A 16065-nucleotide genomic window follows, 5' to 3' on the forward strand; every position below is an offset into this window, starting at 1 on the left:
CGGACAAGCCTGCGTAGGCACCGCACATCACCGCCCCGACCGGAGCCGCGTCCCAGCGAGGATCGCCGCGGTGACGACGGCCGCGGCGAATCCGGCCGGCCCCGCGATCCCGCCGAAGCGGTCGAGCGCGGCGCCCGCGCCGATGGGTCCCGCCACCGCGCCCACGTTGAGCGCAGCGGTGGCGTACGAGCCGGCCATCGTGGGTGCAGTCTCCGAAGCGGACCCGATCGAGAGAGCGATCAGAGTCCCGCCGACGGCGAATGCGAGGAGGCCCGACAGGGGCACGATCGCCAGCAAGAGGAGCGGGTCCCGTCCGCCGGAAGCGAGCATCACCCACGCGCCCACCAGGAGCGGTGCTCCCACAGCGAGGAGCATCCGGGGTCGGGAGTCCGCGACCCGACCGACGATCGCGACGCCGGCGCACGCACCCGCCCCGAAGAGCATCAGCACCAGCGGGATCCACGCCGCCGACAGTACTTCCTCCACCGGGACCGCGAGGTAGGTCAGGACGCCGAAGGTGCCCGCGTTCACCAGCGCCGTGAGGACGAGCATCGTCGCCGTCCGGCCGTCGCACAGCGCGACGAGTTCCGTTCGGAGTGAGCGACGCCCGCTGTCGACGGGATCGAGGGGAGCCGCACCGAGGATCGCGAGGAAGGGCGGCACGCACAGCACGGCGACCGCCCAGAACAGCGCGCGCCACCCCGCCGCGGCGCCCACGACGGCGCCTGCCGGAACGCCCACGACCATGGCGACGGTGGTCCCCGCGAGCAGCATCGACAGCGCCCGCGCCCGACGGTCGGGGCCGACCGCCGCGGCCGCCACGGTGAACGCGACGGCGAGGAAGCCCGCATTGGCGAAGGCGGCCACCACGCGGGTCCCGAGCAGCACCGGAAGGGAAGCGGTCAACGCGCCGACGACGTGCGCCGCCGCGAACAGTGCGAGGAAGCCGAGCAGGGCCGAGCGGGGCGGCCACCGTCGGGCGAGGGCGGCGGTGACCGGGGCACCGACGACCATCCCGCCCGCGAACGCGGAGACGAGGCTTCCCGCGGCGGACGGGGCGACGGCGAGGTCGTCGGCGAGGGCCGGCAGCACGCCGGCGAGCATGAATTCGGAGGTGCCCATCGCGAGGACGGCGAGGGCGAGGAACAGGACGAGTCGAGGCACGGAGCACTCCTGGGACGACGGAAACGTGGGATCGTCTCCGGTCGCCGCGGCCGACTCGGGCCCGCGGATCAGCGCACGACGGCGCGGTTCTGCACGGGGTCGGCGGCGGGACCGGCGACCCCTTCCTCATGCGATTCGGGTGTGCTCACCCGACCACGCTAACCGCCACGACCGTCCCGGGGCCACCGGGTTTCCGGCCCGCACCACGACGAGGCCCCCGGGAGAATCCCGGGGGCCTCGTCAGTGAGTTCGCCGCCTACTCGTAGGCGACCTTCCAGTGCTTGATGCCGTTGAGCCAGCCCGACCGCAGGCGCTGCGGGGGCTCCAGCTCGCGCAGGTTCGGCATGACGTCGGCGATGGCCTTGAACATGAGGTCCATCTCGAGGCGGGCGAGGTTCGCGCCCACGCAGTGGTGGGTACCCGAGCCGCCGAAGCCGACGTGCGGGTTCGGGTCGCGCAGGATGTTGAAGGTGTAGGGATCCTCGAAGGCGTCCTCGTCGAAGTTGGCCGAGGCGTAGAACAGCGCGACGCGCTGGCCCTTCTTGATCGTCTGCTCGCCGAGCTGGACGTCCTCGAGCGCGGTCCGCTGGAACACCGAGACGGGCGTCGCCCAGCGCACGATCTCGTCGGGCGCGGTGCGCGGCCGCTGCTCCTTGTAGATCTCCCACTGGTCGGGATGGTCGACGAAGGCCTTCATGCCGTGGCTGATGGCGTTGCGGGTGGTCTCGTTGCCTGCGACCGCGAGCAGTAGCACGAAGAACGCGAACTCATCACTGCCGAGCCCGTCGCCGTCGATGTCCGCCTGCACCAGAGTGGTCACGATGTCGTCCATCGGACACTTCCGGCGCTCCTCCGCGAGGTTCCACGAGTAGCCGGTGAACTCGGTCATGGCGGTGAGGTAGTCGCCCTCGAACTCGGGGTCGTCGTAGGCCATCATCGAGTTGGACCAGTCGAAGAGCTTCTTGCGGTCCTCCTGCGGCACGCCCAGCAGCTCGGCGATCGCCTGCAGCGGGAGCTCGCTGGCGACCTGCTCGACGAAGTCACCGCCGCCGGCCTTGCGGGCCTCGTGCACGATCTGCTCGGCCCGCTCCGCCAGCGCGTCGTGCAGGGACTGCACCGCCTTCGGCGTGAAACCGCGCGAGATGATGCGCCGCGTCTTGGTGTGCTGCGGCGGATCCATGTTGAGCAGCAGCATCCGCTGCATATCGATCTGCTCGCGCTCGATCTCCGGACCGAACCGGACGATCGCGCCGTTCTCCCAGTTCGAGTACTGCTTCGGGTTCCGCGAGATGGCCTTGATGTCCTCCAGCTTGGACACCACCCAGAAGCCACCGTCGTCGAACCCGGTGGTGCCGGGCGGGATGTCCTGCCACCAGACCGGTGCCGATCGCCGCAGCTCGGCGAACTCGGCCTCGGGCCGCCGCTCCGACCACAGGTCGGGGCTGGTGAAATCGAACCCCGCGGGGAAGTGCACGCTCACGCCGCCTCCTCAAGCGTCTCCACCCGGACTCTGGCCAGGCGTATCTGAAACATGTTCTACTCATTGAAGCACAGACCGTCCGCTCGTGAGCTAGATTGCGGAGGACGCTGGTTGCACAGCAGTTACACAGGGACGAACCAGTCGCGGCGCCACCGCATGAGGCTCGACAGAGCCGGAGATCGGCGCCACAATCGAGAACGTGCTCTACCCAATCGGGGCGAGCCGAGAATGTGAGGAACGATCGATATGGGCATCCCCGTCATCGTCGACGCCGTCCGCAGCCCCATCGGCAAGCGGGGCGGCTGGCTGAGCGGACTGCACCCCGCCGAACTCCTCGGCGGCACCGTCACCGCACTCCTCGAGCACGCCGGCGTCGATCCGGCACAGGTCGAGCAGATCATCGGCGGCAACGTCACCCAGGCCGGCGAGCAGGCCGGCAACATCACGCGCACGGCCTGGCTCAACGCCGGCCTGCCCGAGTTGACCGGCGCCACCACGATCGACGCGCAGTGCGGCTCCGCGCAGCAGGCCACGGGCCTGATCGCGGGCCTCATCGCGACCGACGCGATCGAGGTCGGCGTCTCGTGCGGCGTCGAATCCATGAGCCGCATCCCGCTGGGCGCGAATCGGCCGGAGGGCCTCGGCACCTCCCGACCCCCGTCGTGGACCATCGACATGCCCAACCAGTTCCTCGCCGCAGAGCGGATCGCCGAGCGCCGCGGCCTCACCCGCGAGGACATCGACGCCTTCGGCCTCGCCTCCCAGCGCAAGGCCCTGCAGGCCTGGCAGGAGGGTCGGTTCGACCGCGAGGTCGTCTCGCTCAAGGCGCCCGCCATGGCCGACGGTGCGCCCACCGGCGAGACGATCGAGGTCTCCCGCGACCAGGGCCCGCGCGAGAGCACGGCGGAGGGGCTCGCCAAGCTCAAGCCCATGCTCGACGGGGGCCGGCACACCGCGGGAACCTCCTCCCAGGTCTCCGACGGTGCCGCCGCCGTCCTGCTCATGGACTCCGACCGCGCCGCCGCGCTCGGCCTGAAGCCGCGCGCCCGGATCGTCTCGCAGGCCCTCGTCGGCGGAGAGCCGTACTACCACCTCGACGGCCCGATCCGCGCCACCGAGCGCGTGCTCGAGCGCTCCGGCCGCTCGCTGAGCGACATCGACCTGTTCGAGGTCAACGAGGCCTTCGCCTCCGTCGTGCTGTCCTGGCAGCAGGTCATCGGCCCCGACCCGGACAAGGTCAACGTCAACGGCGGCGCCATCGCGCTCGGACATCCGGTCGGCTCCACCGGCGCCCGCCTCATCACCACCGCGCTGCACGAGCTGGAGCGCCGCGACGCGTCGACGGCCCTCATCGCGATGTGCTGCGGCGGCGCGATGGCCACCGGCACCATCATCGAGCGGATCTGAGCCGATGCGCGTAGCAGTCACCGGCGCGGCCGGATTCGTCGGCGGGAACCTCCTGCAGCAGCTCGTCGAGCAGGGGCACGAGGTGGTCGCGATCGACCGCACCAGCTCGCCGCACGCCCCGGAGGGCGTGCGCTGGGTGCAGGCCAGCGTGCTCGAGCCCGCCGAGATGCGCGCGGCGCTCGAGGGCGTGGAGGTGGTCTACCACCTGGTCGCCATGATCACCCTGCGAATGCAGGACGAGGCCGCGTGGCGACTGAACACGGAGGGCGTGCGCGTTGTCGCTCGCGCGGCGCTGGACGCGGGCGTGCGGAAGATGGTGCACCTGAGCTCCATCCACGCCTTCGACCAGGATCTCGTCGACGTCATCGACGAGACGGCGCCGCGGTCCGAGCGCCCCGAGATCCCCGTCTACGACCGGTCCAAGTGGGCGGGCGAGCAGGAGCTCCGCAAGGTCATCGACGACGGCCTGGACGCCACCGTCTGCAACCCCACCGGTGTGTGGGGGCCCGCCGATCACGGTGCCGCGCTCTCGCGCCTGAACCGCCTCGCGCACACCGCGGCCCGCGGCCGGATGCCCGCCTTCGTCTCCAAGGCCGGCTTCGACCTGGTCGACGTGCGCGACGTGGCGACGGGCGTGATGCTCGCGGCCGAGAAGGGCCGCACGGGCGAGAACTACCTCCTGGGCGGCGAATTCGCGCCGATCATCGATGCGATGCGGCTCTCGGCGCAGGCCGCCGGCAAGTCCGGGCCGAGGGTCGCGGTGCCCATCGGGGCGCTCGCCGCCATCATGCCCGTCCTGGAGCCCATCAATGCCCGGCTCGGGTCGGACGTGCTGTCCAAGGCGGCCCTCGGCCCGCTCTTCGCGTCGCCGCTGGTCGATATCAGCAAGGCCCGCAACGAACTCGGCTACGCGCCGCGCGCGATGGCGACCACCGCCGCCGAACTGGTGCGGTTCTTCGCGGAGTCCGGCCGGCTCGACTGACCCAACAGACTCGGCACACCCCCTCGCCGAGACGCGGCCGGCCGCGCGGAGATCCCCTCCCGCGCGGCCGGCATCGTCGTTTCCGGGGATCAGGCCCCGTACACGGGCTCCGGCGCCGGCCCCTCGGCGATCAATTCGCGCACGACGGTACCCAGCTCCGACGGCGCCCAACGGGCGCCCTTGTCGCGCTGCGGGCCGTGCCGCCAGGCCTGCGCGACGGACACCTTGCCGCCCTCGACCTCGAACACCCGGCCCGTGACATCGGCGGACTCGACGCTGCCGAGCCACACCACCAGCGGCGAGATGTTCTCGGGCGCCATCGCGTCGAAACCGCCCTCGGGCGCGGCCATGTCGTCGGCGAAGTTCACCTCGGTCATGCGGGTGCGCGCGGCGGGCGCGATCGCGTTGACGGTGATGCCGTAGCGCCCCATCTCGGCGGCGGCCTGGATCGTCATCTCGGCGATGCCCGCCTTGGCGGCGGCGTAGTTGCCCTGGCCCACACTGCCGAGCAGGCCGGCGCCGGAACTGGTGTTGATCACCCGGGCGTCGGGCTGCCGCCCCGCCTTGGACTCGTCGCGCCAGTAGCCCGCCGCGTGGCGCAGCATCGCGAAGTGCCCCTTGAGGTGCACCCGGGTCACCGCGTCCCACTCCGCCTCGGACATGTTCACCAGCATCCGGTCGCGGAGGAAGCCCGCGTTGTTCACCAGCACGTCCAGCCGGCCGAACTCGTCGATCGCGCTGCGCACCAGCGCCTGCGCGCCGTCCCAGTCCGCGACGTCGGAAGCGTTCGCGATCGCGCGGCCGCCCGCGGCACGGATCTCGTCCACGACCTGCTGGGCGGGGCCCGACGAGGCGTCCGCGCCGTCGAGCCCGACGCCGTAGTCGTTGACCACCACGGCCGCGCCCTCCGCGGCGTAGGCGAGCGCGTGTGCGCGGCCGATGCCACGGCCCGCGCCGGTGACGATGACGACGCGACCGTCGACGATTCCTGTCATTGTTCTTCTCCTCGTTCGTGGTTCGGATCTACCGCGCGTCGCGCTCGGCGTTCGCCGCGGCCAGGAAAGCGGGGCGCTCGCCGCCGCCGTGGACGAGCAGTGTCGCGCCGGTGACGTAGGACGCGAGCGCCGAAGCCAGGAAGGCGGCGCACGCCCCCACCTCCTCGGGGTCGGCGAGCCGGCCCAGGGGCACGGTTGCGCCGATCGCCGCGATCCCGGCGTCGTCGCCGTAGTGCTGCTCGGCCGCCTCGGTGCGCACCATGCCCACGTCGAGCGCGTTCACCCGCACGGCGGGTGCCCACTCCACCGCGAGGCTCGCGGTGAGGGAGTCGAGACCGGCCTTCGCCGCCCCATAGGCGGCGGTGCCGGGCGACGGGCGCGTGGCGCTGACGCTCGAGACGTTGACGATCGCCCCGCTGCCGGCCTCCTGCATCACCGCGTTCGCTCGCTGCGCGACCAGCAACGGGGACAGCAGATTGAGCCCGACGACCTTCTCGTGGAACCGGGGCGACGCCGTGGCCGCGTCCGAGAAGGGCGCTCCCCCGGCGTTGTTGACGAGCACGTCGAGCCGGCCGTGCCGCTCGACGATGCCCGCGATCAGGGCGTCGACCTGCTCGGGCTCGCGGACGTCGGCCGCCACGAATTCGGCTGCGGCACCGTCGGCCTCGACCGGACTCTCGGGTTCCCTGCGGGCGCACACCACCACCCTGGCGCCCTGCCGGAGGAAGACGCGGGCGATGCCCGCGCCGATCCCCCGGACGCCGCCGGTGACCAGCACCACCGCGCCGTCGAGTCCGAGATCGCGCCCCGCAGGTGCGTTCGCCACAAGATTCACCACTTCCCATTCCGGCCGACCGGGCTTCGGTGGTAGCGTACCAAGCAATTGCTAGGTTTAGATCACGTTCTACCTGTCTACCTCGAAGGAGTCGGTGTGCCTTCACCGATCACGACCATCGTCGACGAGCCCGGGATCCACACGATCACCATCGACGCACCCCCCGTCAACGCCCTCACCGTGCAGGGCTGGTTCGACCTCGCGAACGCCATCACCGAGGCCGGGCGCGACCCGGCGTGTCACGTCGTGGTGGTCCGCGCGGAGGGCCGCGGCTTCAACGCCGGCGTCGATATCAAGGAGATCGACGCGGCGCAGGCCGCCGGCGACGGCTACGGCGCCCTCATCGGTGCGAACCAGGGCTGCGCCGCGGCCTTCTCCGCGGTCTACGACTGCGCGGTGCCCGTGATCATCGCGGTGAACGGCTTCTGCCTCGGCGGCGGCATCGGCCTCGTCGGCAACGCGGACGTCGTGGTCGCCTCCGACGATGCGACCTTCGGCCTGCCCGAGGTGGACCGCGGTGCGCTCGGCGCCGCGACGCACCTCGCCCGGCTCGTGCCGCAGCACCTGATGCGCACCTTGTACTTCACCGCCGGGACGATCACCGCCCAGCAGCTGCATCATTTCGGCTCGGTGTACCGCGTGGTGCCCCGCGCCGAGCTCGACGGCGCCGCCCTCGAGGTGGCACGGGCCATCGCCGCCAAGGACACCCGCGTGATCCGCAAGGCGAAGGAGGCGATCAACGGGATCGACCCGGTGAACGTCCACACCAGCTACCGGTTCGAGCAGGGCTTCACCTTCGAACTCAATCTCGCGGGCTACTCGGACGAGCACCGCCGCGAGTTCGTCTCCACCGGCCGCACGGTCGGCGAGGCGAACGACGACGCAGCACAGGAGAACGCATGACCGACAAGACCATGACCGCCGAGCAGGTGGTCGCCGAACTCGAGGACGGCATGACGCTGGGCATCGGCGGCTGGGGCTCGCGGCGCAAGCCGATGGCCCTGGTGCGCGCGATCCTGCGGTCCGACCTCAAGGACCTGACCGTGGTGTCCTACGGCGGGCCCGACGTGGGTCTGCTCGCGGCGGCGGGGAAGATCCGGAAGCTGGTGTTCGGCTTCGTCACCCTCGATACGGTGCCCATCGACCCGAACTTCGCGCGCGTCCGCCAGTCCGGCGCGATCGAGGTCGCCGAGTGGGACGAGGGCATGTTCGCCGCCGGCCTCAAGGCGGCGGTGCAGCGCCTGCCCTTCCTGCCGATCCGCGCCGGCCTCGGCTCGTCGGTCATGGACGTCAATCCGGACCTGCGCACCATCGTCTCCCCCTACGCCGACGGCGAAGAACTGGTGGCGGTTCCGGCACTGCGGCTCGACGCCGCACTCGTGCACATGAACCGCGCCGACGCCCGGGGGAACGCCCAGTACCTGGGCCCCGACCCGTATTTCGACGACGACTTCGCGCTCGCCGCCGACCGTTGCTACGTCTCGTGCGAGCGGATCGTGACCACCGAGGAGCTGGTGGCCGGCGGGCCCGTGCAGTCGCTGATCATCAATCGCAGCGCCGTGGCCGGCGTGGTGGAGACGCCGAACGGCGCGCACTTCACCACCGCCGCCCCCGATTACGGGCGGGACGAGAAGTTCCAGCGGCACTACGCCGCCAGCGCCAAGGATCCCGCCGCATGGACCGCGTTCGAGCAGCGCTTCCTCTCCGGCGACGAGGCGCACTACCAGGCTGAAGTGGCCGCGTGGGCGGCGGAGGAGACGACCAAATGACCGACATCACCCGCGCCGAGGTGTGCGTGACCGCGATAGCCGACCTGTTCCGCGGCGACGGCGAGATCACCGCCAGCCCGATGGGCCTGATCCCTTCTCTGGGCGGGCGCCTCGCGCGCCTGACCTTCGCCCCCGACCTGCTGCTCTCCGACGGCGAGGCCTACCTCGTCGCCGACGCGGCGAATCCGTCCGCCGGCATCGAGGGCTGGCAGCCCTTCAAGAAGGTGCTCGACGTGGTGGTCCCGAACGGTAAGCGCCACGTCATCATGGGTGCCAGCCAGATCGACCGGTACGGCAATCAGAACATCTCCGCGATCGGCGAGCACCGGGCACCGTCGCGCCAGTTGCTGGGCGTGCGCGGCGGACCCGGCAACACCGTGAACAACCGGACCTCGTACTGGATTCCGAAGCACTCGACGCGCGTCTTCGTGGACGCCGTCGACGTCGTCAGCGGCGTGGGCTACGACCGGGCGCGCGCGGCCGGGCCGTCCGCATCGCGGTTCCACGACATCCACCGCGTGGTCACCGACCTCGCCGTCCTCGGCTTCGGTGACGACGGTGCGATGACGCTGCTGTCGGTGCACCCGGGCGTCACGGAGGACCAGGTGCGCGAGGCCACGGGCTTCGCGCTGGCCGGCTCCGACGTGCCGGAGACCCGGGTACCCACCGCCGAGGAGCTCGACCTGATCCGCACCGTGGTGGACCCGAAGAACCTGCGCAGCAAGGAGGTCCCCGCATGACGCTGCGGACCCCGTTCACCGAGCTGGTCGGCGTCGAGCACCCCGTCGTCCAGACCGGCATGGGCTGGGTCTCCGGGGCCCACCTGACCGCGGCTACCGCGAACGCCGGCGGGCTGGGGATCCTCGCCTCCGCGACGATGACCTACCCCGAGCTCGAGTCCGCGATCCTCAAGACCAAGGAACGCACCGACAAGCCCTTCGGCGTCAACCTGCGCGCGGACGCAGAGGACGCGCAGCAGCGCGTGGATCTCCTCATCCGCGAGGGGGTCAGGGTGGCCTCGTTCGCGCTCGCGCCGAAGCGGGACATGATCGCGAAGCTCAAGGACGCCGGGCTCGTCGTGATCCCGTCGGTGGGCGCGGCGCGGCATGCCGAGAAGGTGGCCTCGTGGGGCGCGGACGCCGTGGTCGTGCAGGGCGGCGAGGGCGGCGGCCACACCGGTGGCGTCGCCACCACGCTGCTCCTGCCGTCGGTCCTCGATGCCGTGGACATCCCGGTGGTCGCCGCCGGCGGCTTCTTCGACGGCCGCGGCCTCGCCGCGGCGCTCGCGTACGGTGCGTCCGGCGTCGCCATGGGCACCCGCTTCCTGCTCACCCGGGACAGCCGGGTCCCCGAGTCCGTGAAGGCCGAGTACCTGCAGCGCGGGCTCGGCGACACCGTGGTCACCACCAAGGTCGACGGGATGCCGCACCGGGTCCTGCGCACCGCGCTGGTGGACGCGCTCGAGCGCTCGCACGGCGTGGCGACGCTCGCGCACGCCGCCCGCAACACCGTCCGCTTCCAGGCACTGACCGGCGTCTCCTGGAAGGGCCTCATCGGCGAGGGGCTCGCGATGAAGAAGAGCGGCGACCGCTCGTGGAGCCAGCTCATGATGTCGGCGAACACACCGATGCTGTTGCGCGCAGGCCTCGTCGAGGGCAACACCGACGCCGGGGTTCTCGCCTCGGGCCAAGTGGCCGGGATCATCGACGACCTCCCGACGGTGGCCGACCTCATCGAGCGCATCGTCGCCGACGCGGAGTCGCGGCTCGACGAGCTCGCGCGACTGCGCGCCTGATCCCGCCCCGGCCGCAGCGACGCGGCCGGGGAACGGAACCCGGGCCGGCGGCGGATTCTGCGGAGGACCCCCGCCGCCGGCCCGGTCTCGACATCAGGCGAAGCGCATGACCTCGCTGTAGACGGTCTTGGAGTCGTCGAAGGTCCGCGACGAGACCTTGAGGGTCGCGTACGCGACCGCGTCGACGCTGCCGATGCAGCCCTCGATGCTCACCCGCTTCTCCCCGAACCGCACGCCGAACGTCTCCCCGGCCTTCGGCTTGTCGATCTCCTTGGTGCCCACCGGCAGGTAGACGATCGCGCCCGGCGCGGTCTTGATGACCTGGTTCTGGGTCAGGCCCAGCGACCCGCCGACACCGACGAGGGCCGCGCCCGCCGCCGGGATACTGCCCGCGAGTGCGCCCGCGGCGCCGATGGTCTGATTGCTCCCGATCCACGACTCGAAGCCGCCGTCCTTGACGCCGCACGCGACGACGTACCCGACCTCGACGGACGCGGCATCGGAACTGCCCGCCTGGATCGTGCCCTCCGCCTTGCCGTCCACGTACGCGAGCCGCGACTTGTTGTCGCCCGCGAGCGGCGGGAACAGCTTCGCCTTCAGATCCTTCAGGGCGATCTTCGCGCGCAGCCCCTCCGGCGAGCTCAGGCTCTGGGTCGCGCCCTTCACCGGCCCGGACGGGTTCTGCGGGGTGATCTGGGCTGCGGCCTGGCCGGCGACGGCCGCCGACATCATCGCGGTCACCGTGACGGCCCCCGCTGCGACGACGCTGAAACGTCTCACTCTTCGACTCCTTCGTGTCCACTCGTTCGAGATGACTCACCGAAGCACGCCGTCGAACTATTCACCAACACGAATCTTCACTATCGCCGCCGCTTGCGACAGAAGTCGGCGGCCCGCGGCCGTTCTGCAACAATCTTCACGCGCTCGACACCGGAACCGCCATCTCGCCATGAACGGCCTGTCCTGTGCGAATCGGGCAGCCTTTCGAGAACACCCGTTCACTTGGCGTCAGGGTCGCTTCTCCGCCGGAATCCATCCGAGCAACCTCGGGCGACCACCCCGTCGAACCATGACATCGCGTAGCAAAGGGGAACATGGGTATAGTCACTTTGCTATCTCGCACTGATCGAGGAGGTTGCCCAGTGCAGATCCTGTACCTCACGCCGACACCCGGGGACCGAGTTCGGCGAGGCGGTGACTCCCTTCGCGCACTCGGGCATCAGGTCACGGAATCGGCGCTGGCATCGCCGCTCCCCGCACCCGCCCTCGCGGCCACGGATGCCGTCATCGTCGCCGCGGACGGCGCGGCGGGGACCGACGCGTGCCGCGATGTCCGGCGCGCGACGGGCGTCCCCCTACTCGTCCTCGCCTCCCGGCACGACGAGGTCGACACCGTCGCCGACCTCGCCGTCGGCGCGGACGACGTGGTCGCGCTGCCGATCACCGGCCGGGAGATCGACGCGCGGCTCCGAGCGATCCTGCGCCGTTCGCGGACGGCCGGCGCCGTCTGCTCACTCAGTTGCGATACGCACGAGGGGTCCGGTTCGGAGATCGTGGTCGAGCCCAGCGGGCTCCGCATCGACGTCCGCCGGCAGACCGTCAGCCGGGACGGGCAGCCGATCCCGCTCACCGCCACCGATTTCCGACTGCTGATCGCGCTCGCCGAGCGGCGCGGCGTGCCCCAGTCGCGCGAATCGCTCCTGACGCTCGCGTGGGGGCACGGCTTCCACGGCAAGTCGCGGATCGTGGACAATGCGGTCCAACGCCTGCGCGGGAAGATCGACACCCCGAGGTGGTGCCATGTGCACAGCGTGCGCGGGTTCGGCTACGTGCTCCGCTAGATCCGTTCGATGATGGTGACGTTGGCGGTGCCACCGCCCTCGCACATCGTCTGCAGGCCGTACCGGCCGCCGCGGCGCTCGAGCTCGTGCAACAGCGTGGTCATCAGCTTCGCCCCGGTCGCGCCCAGCGGGTGCCCCAGAGCGATCCCACCGCCGTTGACGTTCACCTTGTCGTGCGGGATGCCCAGCTCGTCCATCCAGGCCAGCGGCACGGAGGCGAAGGCCTCGTTGCACTCGAAGAGGTCGATGTCGGCGACGGTCAGCCCCGTCTTCTGCAGTGCGTACTGCGTGGCGGGGATCGGGCCCGTGAGCATCCACACCGGGTCCGCGGCGCGCACCGAGATGTGGTGGATCCGCGCCCGGGGCCGCAGGCCGTGGCGCTGGACGAAGTCGGCGGAGGCCACCATGACGGCGGCCGCGCCGTCGGCGATCTGGCTGGCGACGGCGGCCGTGATCGCCGATCCCTCCGCGAGCGGGGCGAGACCGGCCATCTTCTCCAGCGTGGTCCCCCGACGGGGCGTCTCATCGATGGCGAAGTCCCCGACGGGGGCGATCTCCGCCTCGAACCGGCCCGCGTCGGTAGCGGCGATGGCACGCTCGTGGCTGGCGAGCGCGAACTCCTCCATCCGGGTGCGGGAGACGCCCCACTTCGTGGCGATCATGTCGGCGCTGGTGAACTGCGAGACCTCGACGTCGCCGTAACGCTCGCGCCAGCCGACCGAGCCGGAGAACGGGTCGTCGAACCCGTACTCGCGGCCCGCGAGCATCGCCGCACTGATCGGGATCGCGCTCATGTTCTGCACGCCCGCGGCGACGACCGCGTCGGCGGTGCCGGAGAGGATGGCCTGGGCCGCGAAGTGGACCGATTGCTGGCTCGAGCCGCACTGCCGGTCGACGGTGACCCCGGGGACGTGCTCCGGCAAGCCGGCGGCGAGCCAGGACGTGCGGGCGATGTTGCCGGACTGCGGGCCGATGGTGTCGCAGCAGCCCATGATCACGTCGTCGACGAGCTGCGGGTCGACGCCGGAGCGCAGCACGGAGGCGCGCAGCACGTGCGCGCCGAGGTCGGCGGAGTGCACCGTCGACAGGGAACCGCCGCGCTTGCCGGACGGGGTGCGCACCGCGTCCAGGATGTAGGCGCCGGGGGCGAGATCGGTCATGACTGCTCCTTGTCAGGGCTGGCGATCCCGTGCTCCAGGATCGTGAGGTACTGGTCGGCGACCGTGCCCACGGGCAGCTGCCCGCCGGGCCGGTACCAGCGGACCGCGACCCAGACGGTGTCGCGGAGGAAGCGGTAGGTGACGTCGACGTCGAGATCCGCTCGGAAGTCACCGGATTCGATGCCACGCGTGATGATGCCGCGCCACATGGAGCGGAACTCCTGCAGGAAGTCGGCGATGTAGGCGAAGCGCTCCTGCTGCGCGAGGCCGCGCGCCTCGGCCTGGTAGATCGCCACGGCGTCGGGACTCGCGTCGATCGCCGCGAAGGAGGCGATGACGCAGCCGCGCAGCTGTTCCCGCGGGGCCAGGGTGGTCGCCAGCACGGCGCGGTACTCGCCGAAGAGGCGGTCGAGGAAGTCCCGGAGGATCTCGTCGAGCATCGACTCCTTGGAGTCGAAGTGGTGGTACAGGCTCCCCGAGAGGATGCCCGCGGCGTCGGCGATGTCGCGCACGGTCGTCGCGCGGTAGCCGTTCTCCGCGAACAGCTTCGCGCTCAGGGACAGGACCTCCGCGCGGCGCGCGGACGGGTCCGGCTTAGGCATGCTGACTGCTCACCGAGACCACCTCGAGGGGCATGGAGGGAGGACACGGACTACGCATGCTGACTGCTCACCGAGACCACCTCGCCGGTCATATAAGAACTGTAATCGGAGGCGAGGAAGACGATCACGTTCGCGACCTCCCAGGGCTCGGCGGCGCGCCCGAAGACCTCGCGGCGCGAGAGCTCGTCGAGCAGCTCGTCGGAGGTGACCTTCGCGAGGAAGGCGTGCATGGCGATGCTGGGCGAGACGGCGTTGATCCGGACGCCGTGCGGCGCCGCATCGACCGCGGAGCAGCGGGTCAGCGCCATGACGCCCGCCTTCGCGGCGGCGTAGTGCGCCTGCTCGGCCTGCGCGCGCCAGCCGATCACGGAGGCGTTGTTGACGATGACCCCGCCCCCGCCCTGCGCGATGAACCGGTTGATGGCGGCGCGGGTGGCGCGGAAGGTCCCCGTGAGGGTCACGTCGAGCACGCGGGACCACTGCTCGTCGGTCATGTCCTGCACGGCGACGCTGCCGCCGAGGCCGGCGTTGTTGACCAGCACGTCGATCCGGCCGTAGCGGTCGGCGGCACCGTCGAGCAGGGCTTGCACCTGCTCCTCGACGGTGACGTCGCAGGTGATCGCGTGCACCCGGTCGCCGAACTCGGCGGCGAGCTCGTCGCGCTTCTCGCCCAGTCGCCGCTCGTGCCAGTCGGAGATGACGACGCGGGCGCCCTCCTCGAGGCAGCGCCGCGCGGTCGCGGAGCCGATGCCGGTGCCGGCGGCCGCGGTGACGACGACGACCTTGTCCTCGACGAGGTTGCGTCCCTGGGGGTACGGGGGTGCGGGGATGGCGCTCACGGGCGGGCCTCTCTCGGCAGGCCGAGCACGCGCTCGGCGATGATGTTGCGCTGGATCTCGTTGGAGCCGCCGTAGATCGTGTCGGCTCGGGTGAACAGGTAGAGGCGCTGCCAGTCGTCGAGCTCGGGGTCGGCTAGCAGTCCGGCGGCGCCGCGCACCGTCATCGCGATCTCGCCGAGCCGGCGGTGCCAGTTGGCCCACAGCAGTTTCGCGACCTCGGCGGTGCCGGTCTCGGCGGAGCCGAGCGTGCGGAGGGCGTGCGCCCGCATCACGTCGAGCTCGATCCACGCGCGACGCAGGGCGTCGGCGACCTCGGGGCGGTCGGCCGCGCCGGTGTCGAGGGCGAGGTCGGTGAGGGTCTGCAGCTCGCGGCGGAAGCCGATCTGCTGGCCCAGGGTGGCGACGCCGCGCTCGAAGGCGAGCGTCCCCATGGCGACCCGCCAGCCCTCGCCGGGCTCGCCGACCACGTTGGCGGCGGCGGTGCGGGCACCGTCGAAGAAGACCTCGTTGAACTCCGAGGTGCCGGTGAGCTGGACGATCGGCCGGACCTCGACGCCCGGCTGGTCCATCGGGACGAGCAGGTAGGACAGGCCCTTGTGGCGGGCGGAGCCGGGCTCGGTGCGGGCGACCACGAAGCACCAGTCGGCGACGTGCGCGAGGGAGGTCCAGACCTTCTGTCCGGAGATGACCCATTCGTCGCCCTCGAGGCGCGCCGTGGTGCTGACGTTCGCCAGGTCGGAGCCGGCGCCGGGCTCGGAGTAGCCCTGGCACCACAGCGCGCGGACGTCGCGGATGGCGGGCAGGAAGCGCGCCTTCTGCTCGTCGGAGCCGAAGGCGATGAGCGTGGGCCCCAGGAGCTCCTGGCCGAGGTGCGAGACCTTGGCGGGCGCGCCGGCGCGGGCGTACTCCTCGTGGAAGATCACCTGCTGCGCGATGCTGGCCCCGCCGCCGCCGTTCTCGGCCGGCCAGCCGATGCAGTTCAGCCCGGCGGCGGCCAGGTGCCGTTCCCAGGCGACGCGCTCGTCGAAGAACTCGTGCTCGCGGCCCGGGCCGCCCGCGCCGCGGAGTCCGGCGAACTCGCCGGACAGATTGGTCGCGAGCCAGTCGCGGATCCGCGCCCGGAATTCCGCGTCCGTCTCGCCGCTCGCCGTGGCCACGGCACTCCCTTCGCCATCCACCAAGCAATTGCTTGGTGG

16 protein-coding genes are annotated in these 16065 nt (G+C 71.3%); 7 read left to right on the forward strand and 9 right to left on the reverse strand.

Translation table 11 applies throughout. From position 1 onward, the window contains the following. Window positions 1–27: 27 nt before the first annotated feature. Both LB823_RS03375 and LB823_RS03380 read right to left on the reverse strand, forming a co-directional pair. Window positions 28–1164, reverse strand: a complete 1137-nt coding sequence (locus LB823_RS03375; protein ID WP_224645356.1) for an MFS transporter — start codon at window positions 1162–1164, stop codon at window positions 28–30. 256 nt (window positions 1165–1420) lie between these two features. Further along, window positions 1421–2644 carry a cytochrome P450 gene (locus LB823_RS03380; RefSeq protein WP_224645357.1) on the reverse strand — a complete coding sequence of 408 codons (1224 nt, stop codon included), beginning with the start codon at window positions 2642–2644 and terminating at the stop codon, window positions 1421–1423. A 246-nt stretch (window positions 2645–2890) separates the two neighbouring features. On the opposite strand from LB823_RS03380, the gene LB823_RS03385 reads away from it, so the two are divergent. Continuing rightward, window positions 2891–4051, forward strand: a complete 1161-nt coding sequence (locus LB823_RS03385; RefSeq protein ID WP_224645358.1) for a steroid 3-ketoacyl-CoA thiolase — start codon at window positions 2891–2893, stop codon at window positions 4049–4051. Window positions 4052–4055: 4 nt separating this feature from the next. Further along, complete coding sequence (locus tag LB823_RS03390) at window positions 4056–5033, forward strand: NAD-dependent epimerase/dehydratase family protein (RefSeq protein ID WP_224645359.1); 978 nt, start codon at window positions 4056–4058, stop codon at window positions 5031–5033. Between the two features lie 89 nt (window positions 5034–5122). On the opposite strand, the gene LB823_RS03395 is transcribed toward LB823_RS03390, so the two are convergent. Both LB823_RS03395 and LB823_RS03400 read right to left on the reverse strand, forming a co-directional pair. Continuing rightward, entirely contained in the window at window positions 5123–6028 is a 906-nt protein-coding gene (locus LB823_RS03395; protein WP_224645360.1) for an SDR family oxidoreductase, read from the reverse strand. A 28-nt stretch (window positions 6029–6056) separates the two neighbouring features. After that, a complete protein-coding gene (locus LB823_RS03400; protein ID WP_224645361.1) occupies window positions 6057–6854 on the reverse strand; it encodes an SDR family oxidoreductase in 798 nt (265 codons plus the stop codon). A gap of 105 nt (window positions 6855–6959) precedes the next feature. Between LB823_RS03400 and LB823_RS03405 the strand changes: the two genes are divergently transcribed. Genes LB823_RS03405 through LB823_RS03420 form a run of 4 tightly spaced genes read left to right on the forward strand, consistent with a single transcriptional unit; the run spans window position 6960 to window position 10427 of the window. Continuing rightward, window positions 6960–7766 carry an enoyl-CoA hydratase family protein gene (locus tag LB823_RS03405; protein ID WP_224645362.1) on the forward strand — a complete coding sequence of 269 codons (807 nt, stop codon included), beginning with the start codon at window positions 6960–6962 and terminating at the stop codon, window positions 7764–7766. Beyond that, window positions 7763–8632 carry a CoA transferase subunit A gene (locus LB823_RS03410; RefSeq protein WP_224645363.1) on the forward strand — a complete coding sequence of 290 codons (870 nt, stop codon included), beginning with the start codon at window positions 7763–7765 and terminating at the stop codon, window positions 8630–8632. The genes LB823_RS03405 and LB823_RS03410 overlap by 4 nt, the downstream gene beginning before the upstream one ends. Next, window positions 8629–9372 carry a CoA-transferase subunit beta gene (locus tag LB823_RS03415; protein WP_224645364.1) on the forward strand — a complete coding sequence of 248 codons (744 nt, stop codon included), beginning with the start codon at window positions 8629–8631 and terminating at the stop codon, window positions 9370–9372. Before LB823_RS03410 ends, LB823_RS03415 begins: the two co-directional genes overlap by 4 nt. Further along, the gene (locus tag LB823_RS03420; protein WP_224645365.1) at window positions 9369–10427 is read left to right on the forward strand and encodes a nitronate monooxygenase family protein; all 1059 of its coding nucleotides are present in this window, start codon (window positions 9369–9371) and stop codon (window positions 10425–10427) included. Before LB823_RS03415 ends, LB823_RS03420 begins: the two co-directional genes overlap by 4 nt. A 93-nt stretch (window positions 10428–10520) precedes the next feature. Here LB823_RS03420 and LB823_RS03425 read toward each other — a convergent pair whose 3' ends face one another. Further along, window positions 10521–11207 (reverse strand): MspA family porin, encoded by a 687-nt coding sequence (locus LB823_RS03425; RefSeq protein WP_224645366.1) that lies wholly within the window; start codon window positions 11205–11207, stop codon window positions 10521–10523. A gap of 362 nt (window positions 11208–11569) precedes the next feature. On the opposite strand from LB823_RS03425, the gene LB823_RS03430 reads away from it, so the two are divergent. Then, the gene (locus tag LB823_RS03430) at window positions 11570–12268 is read left to right on the forward strand and encodes a response regulator transcription factor (RefSeq protein ID WP_224645367.1); all 699 of its coding nucleotides are present in this window, start codon (window positions 11570–11572) and stop codon (window positions 12266–12268) included. Here the strand turns inward: LB823_RS03430 and LB823_RS03435 are convergent. Genes LB823_RS03435 through LB823_RS03450 form a run of 4 tightly spaced genes read right to left on the reverse strand, consistent with a single transcriptional unit; the run spans window position 12265 to window position 16026 of the window. After that, entirely contained in the window at window positions 12265–13428 is a 1164-nt protein-coding gene (locus LB823_RS03435) for an acetyl-CoA C-acetyltransferase (protein WP_224645368.1), read from the reverse strand. The two genes, LB823_RS03430 and LB823_RS03435, sit on opposite strands and share 4 nt — an antisense overlap. Then, window positions 13425–14030, reverse strand: a complete 606-nt coding sequence (locus LB823_RS03440) for a TetR/AcrR family transcriptional regulator (protein ID WP_224645369.1) — start codon at window positions 14028–14030, stop codon at window positions 13425–13427. The genes LB823_RS03435 and LB823_RS03440 overlap by 4 nt, the downstream gene beginning before the upstream one ends. A gap of 50 nt (window positions 14031–14080) precedes the next feature. After that, window positions 14081–14869 (reverse strand): SDR family oxidoreductase, encoded by a 789-nt coding sequence (locus tag LB823_RS03445; RefSeq protein ID WP_224645370.1) that lies wholly within the window; start codon window positions 14867–14869, stop codon window positions 14081–14083. Continuing rightward, complete coding sequence (locus tag LB823_RS03450; RefSeq protein WP_224645371.1) at window positions 14866–16026, reverse strand: acyl-CoA dehydrogenase family protein; 1161 nt, start codon at window positions 16024–16026, stop codon at window positions 14866–14868. The genes LB823_RS03445 and LB823_RS03450 overlap by 4 nt, the downstream gene beginning before the upstream one ends. Between the last annotated feature and the right edge of the window lie 39 nt (window positions 16027–16065).

The sequence above is a fragment of the Tsukamurella sp. M9C genome, from assembly GCF_020169415.1.
In the GTDB taxonomy this organism is placed as follows: Bacteria; Actinomycetota; Actinomycetes; order Mycobacteriales; family Mycobacteriaceae; genus Tsukamurella.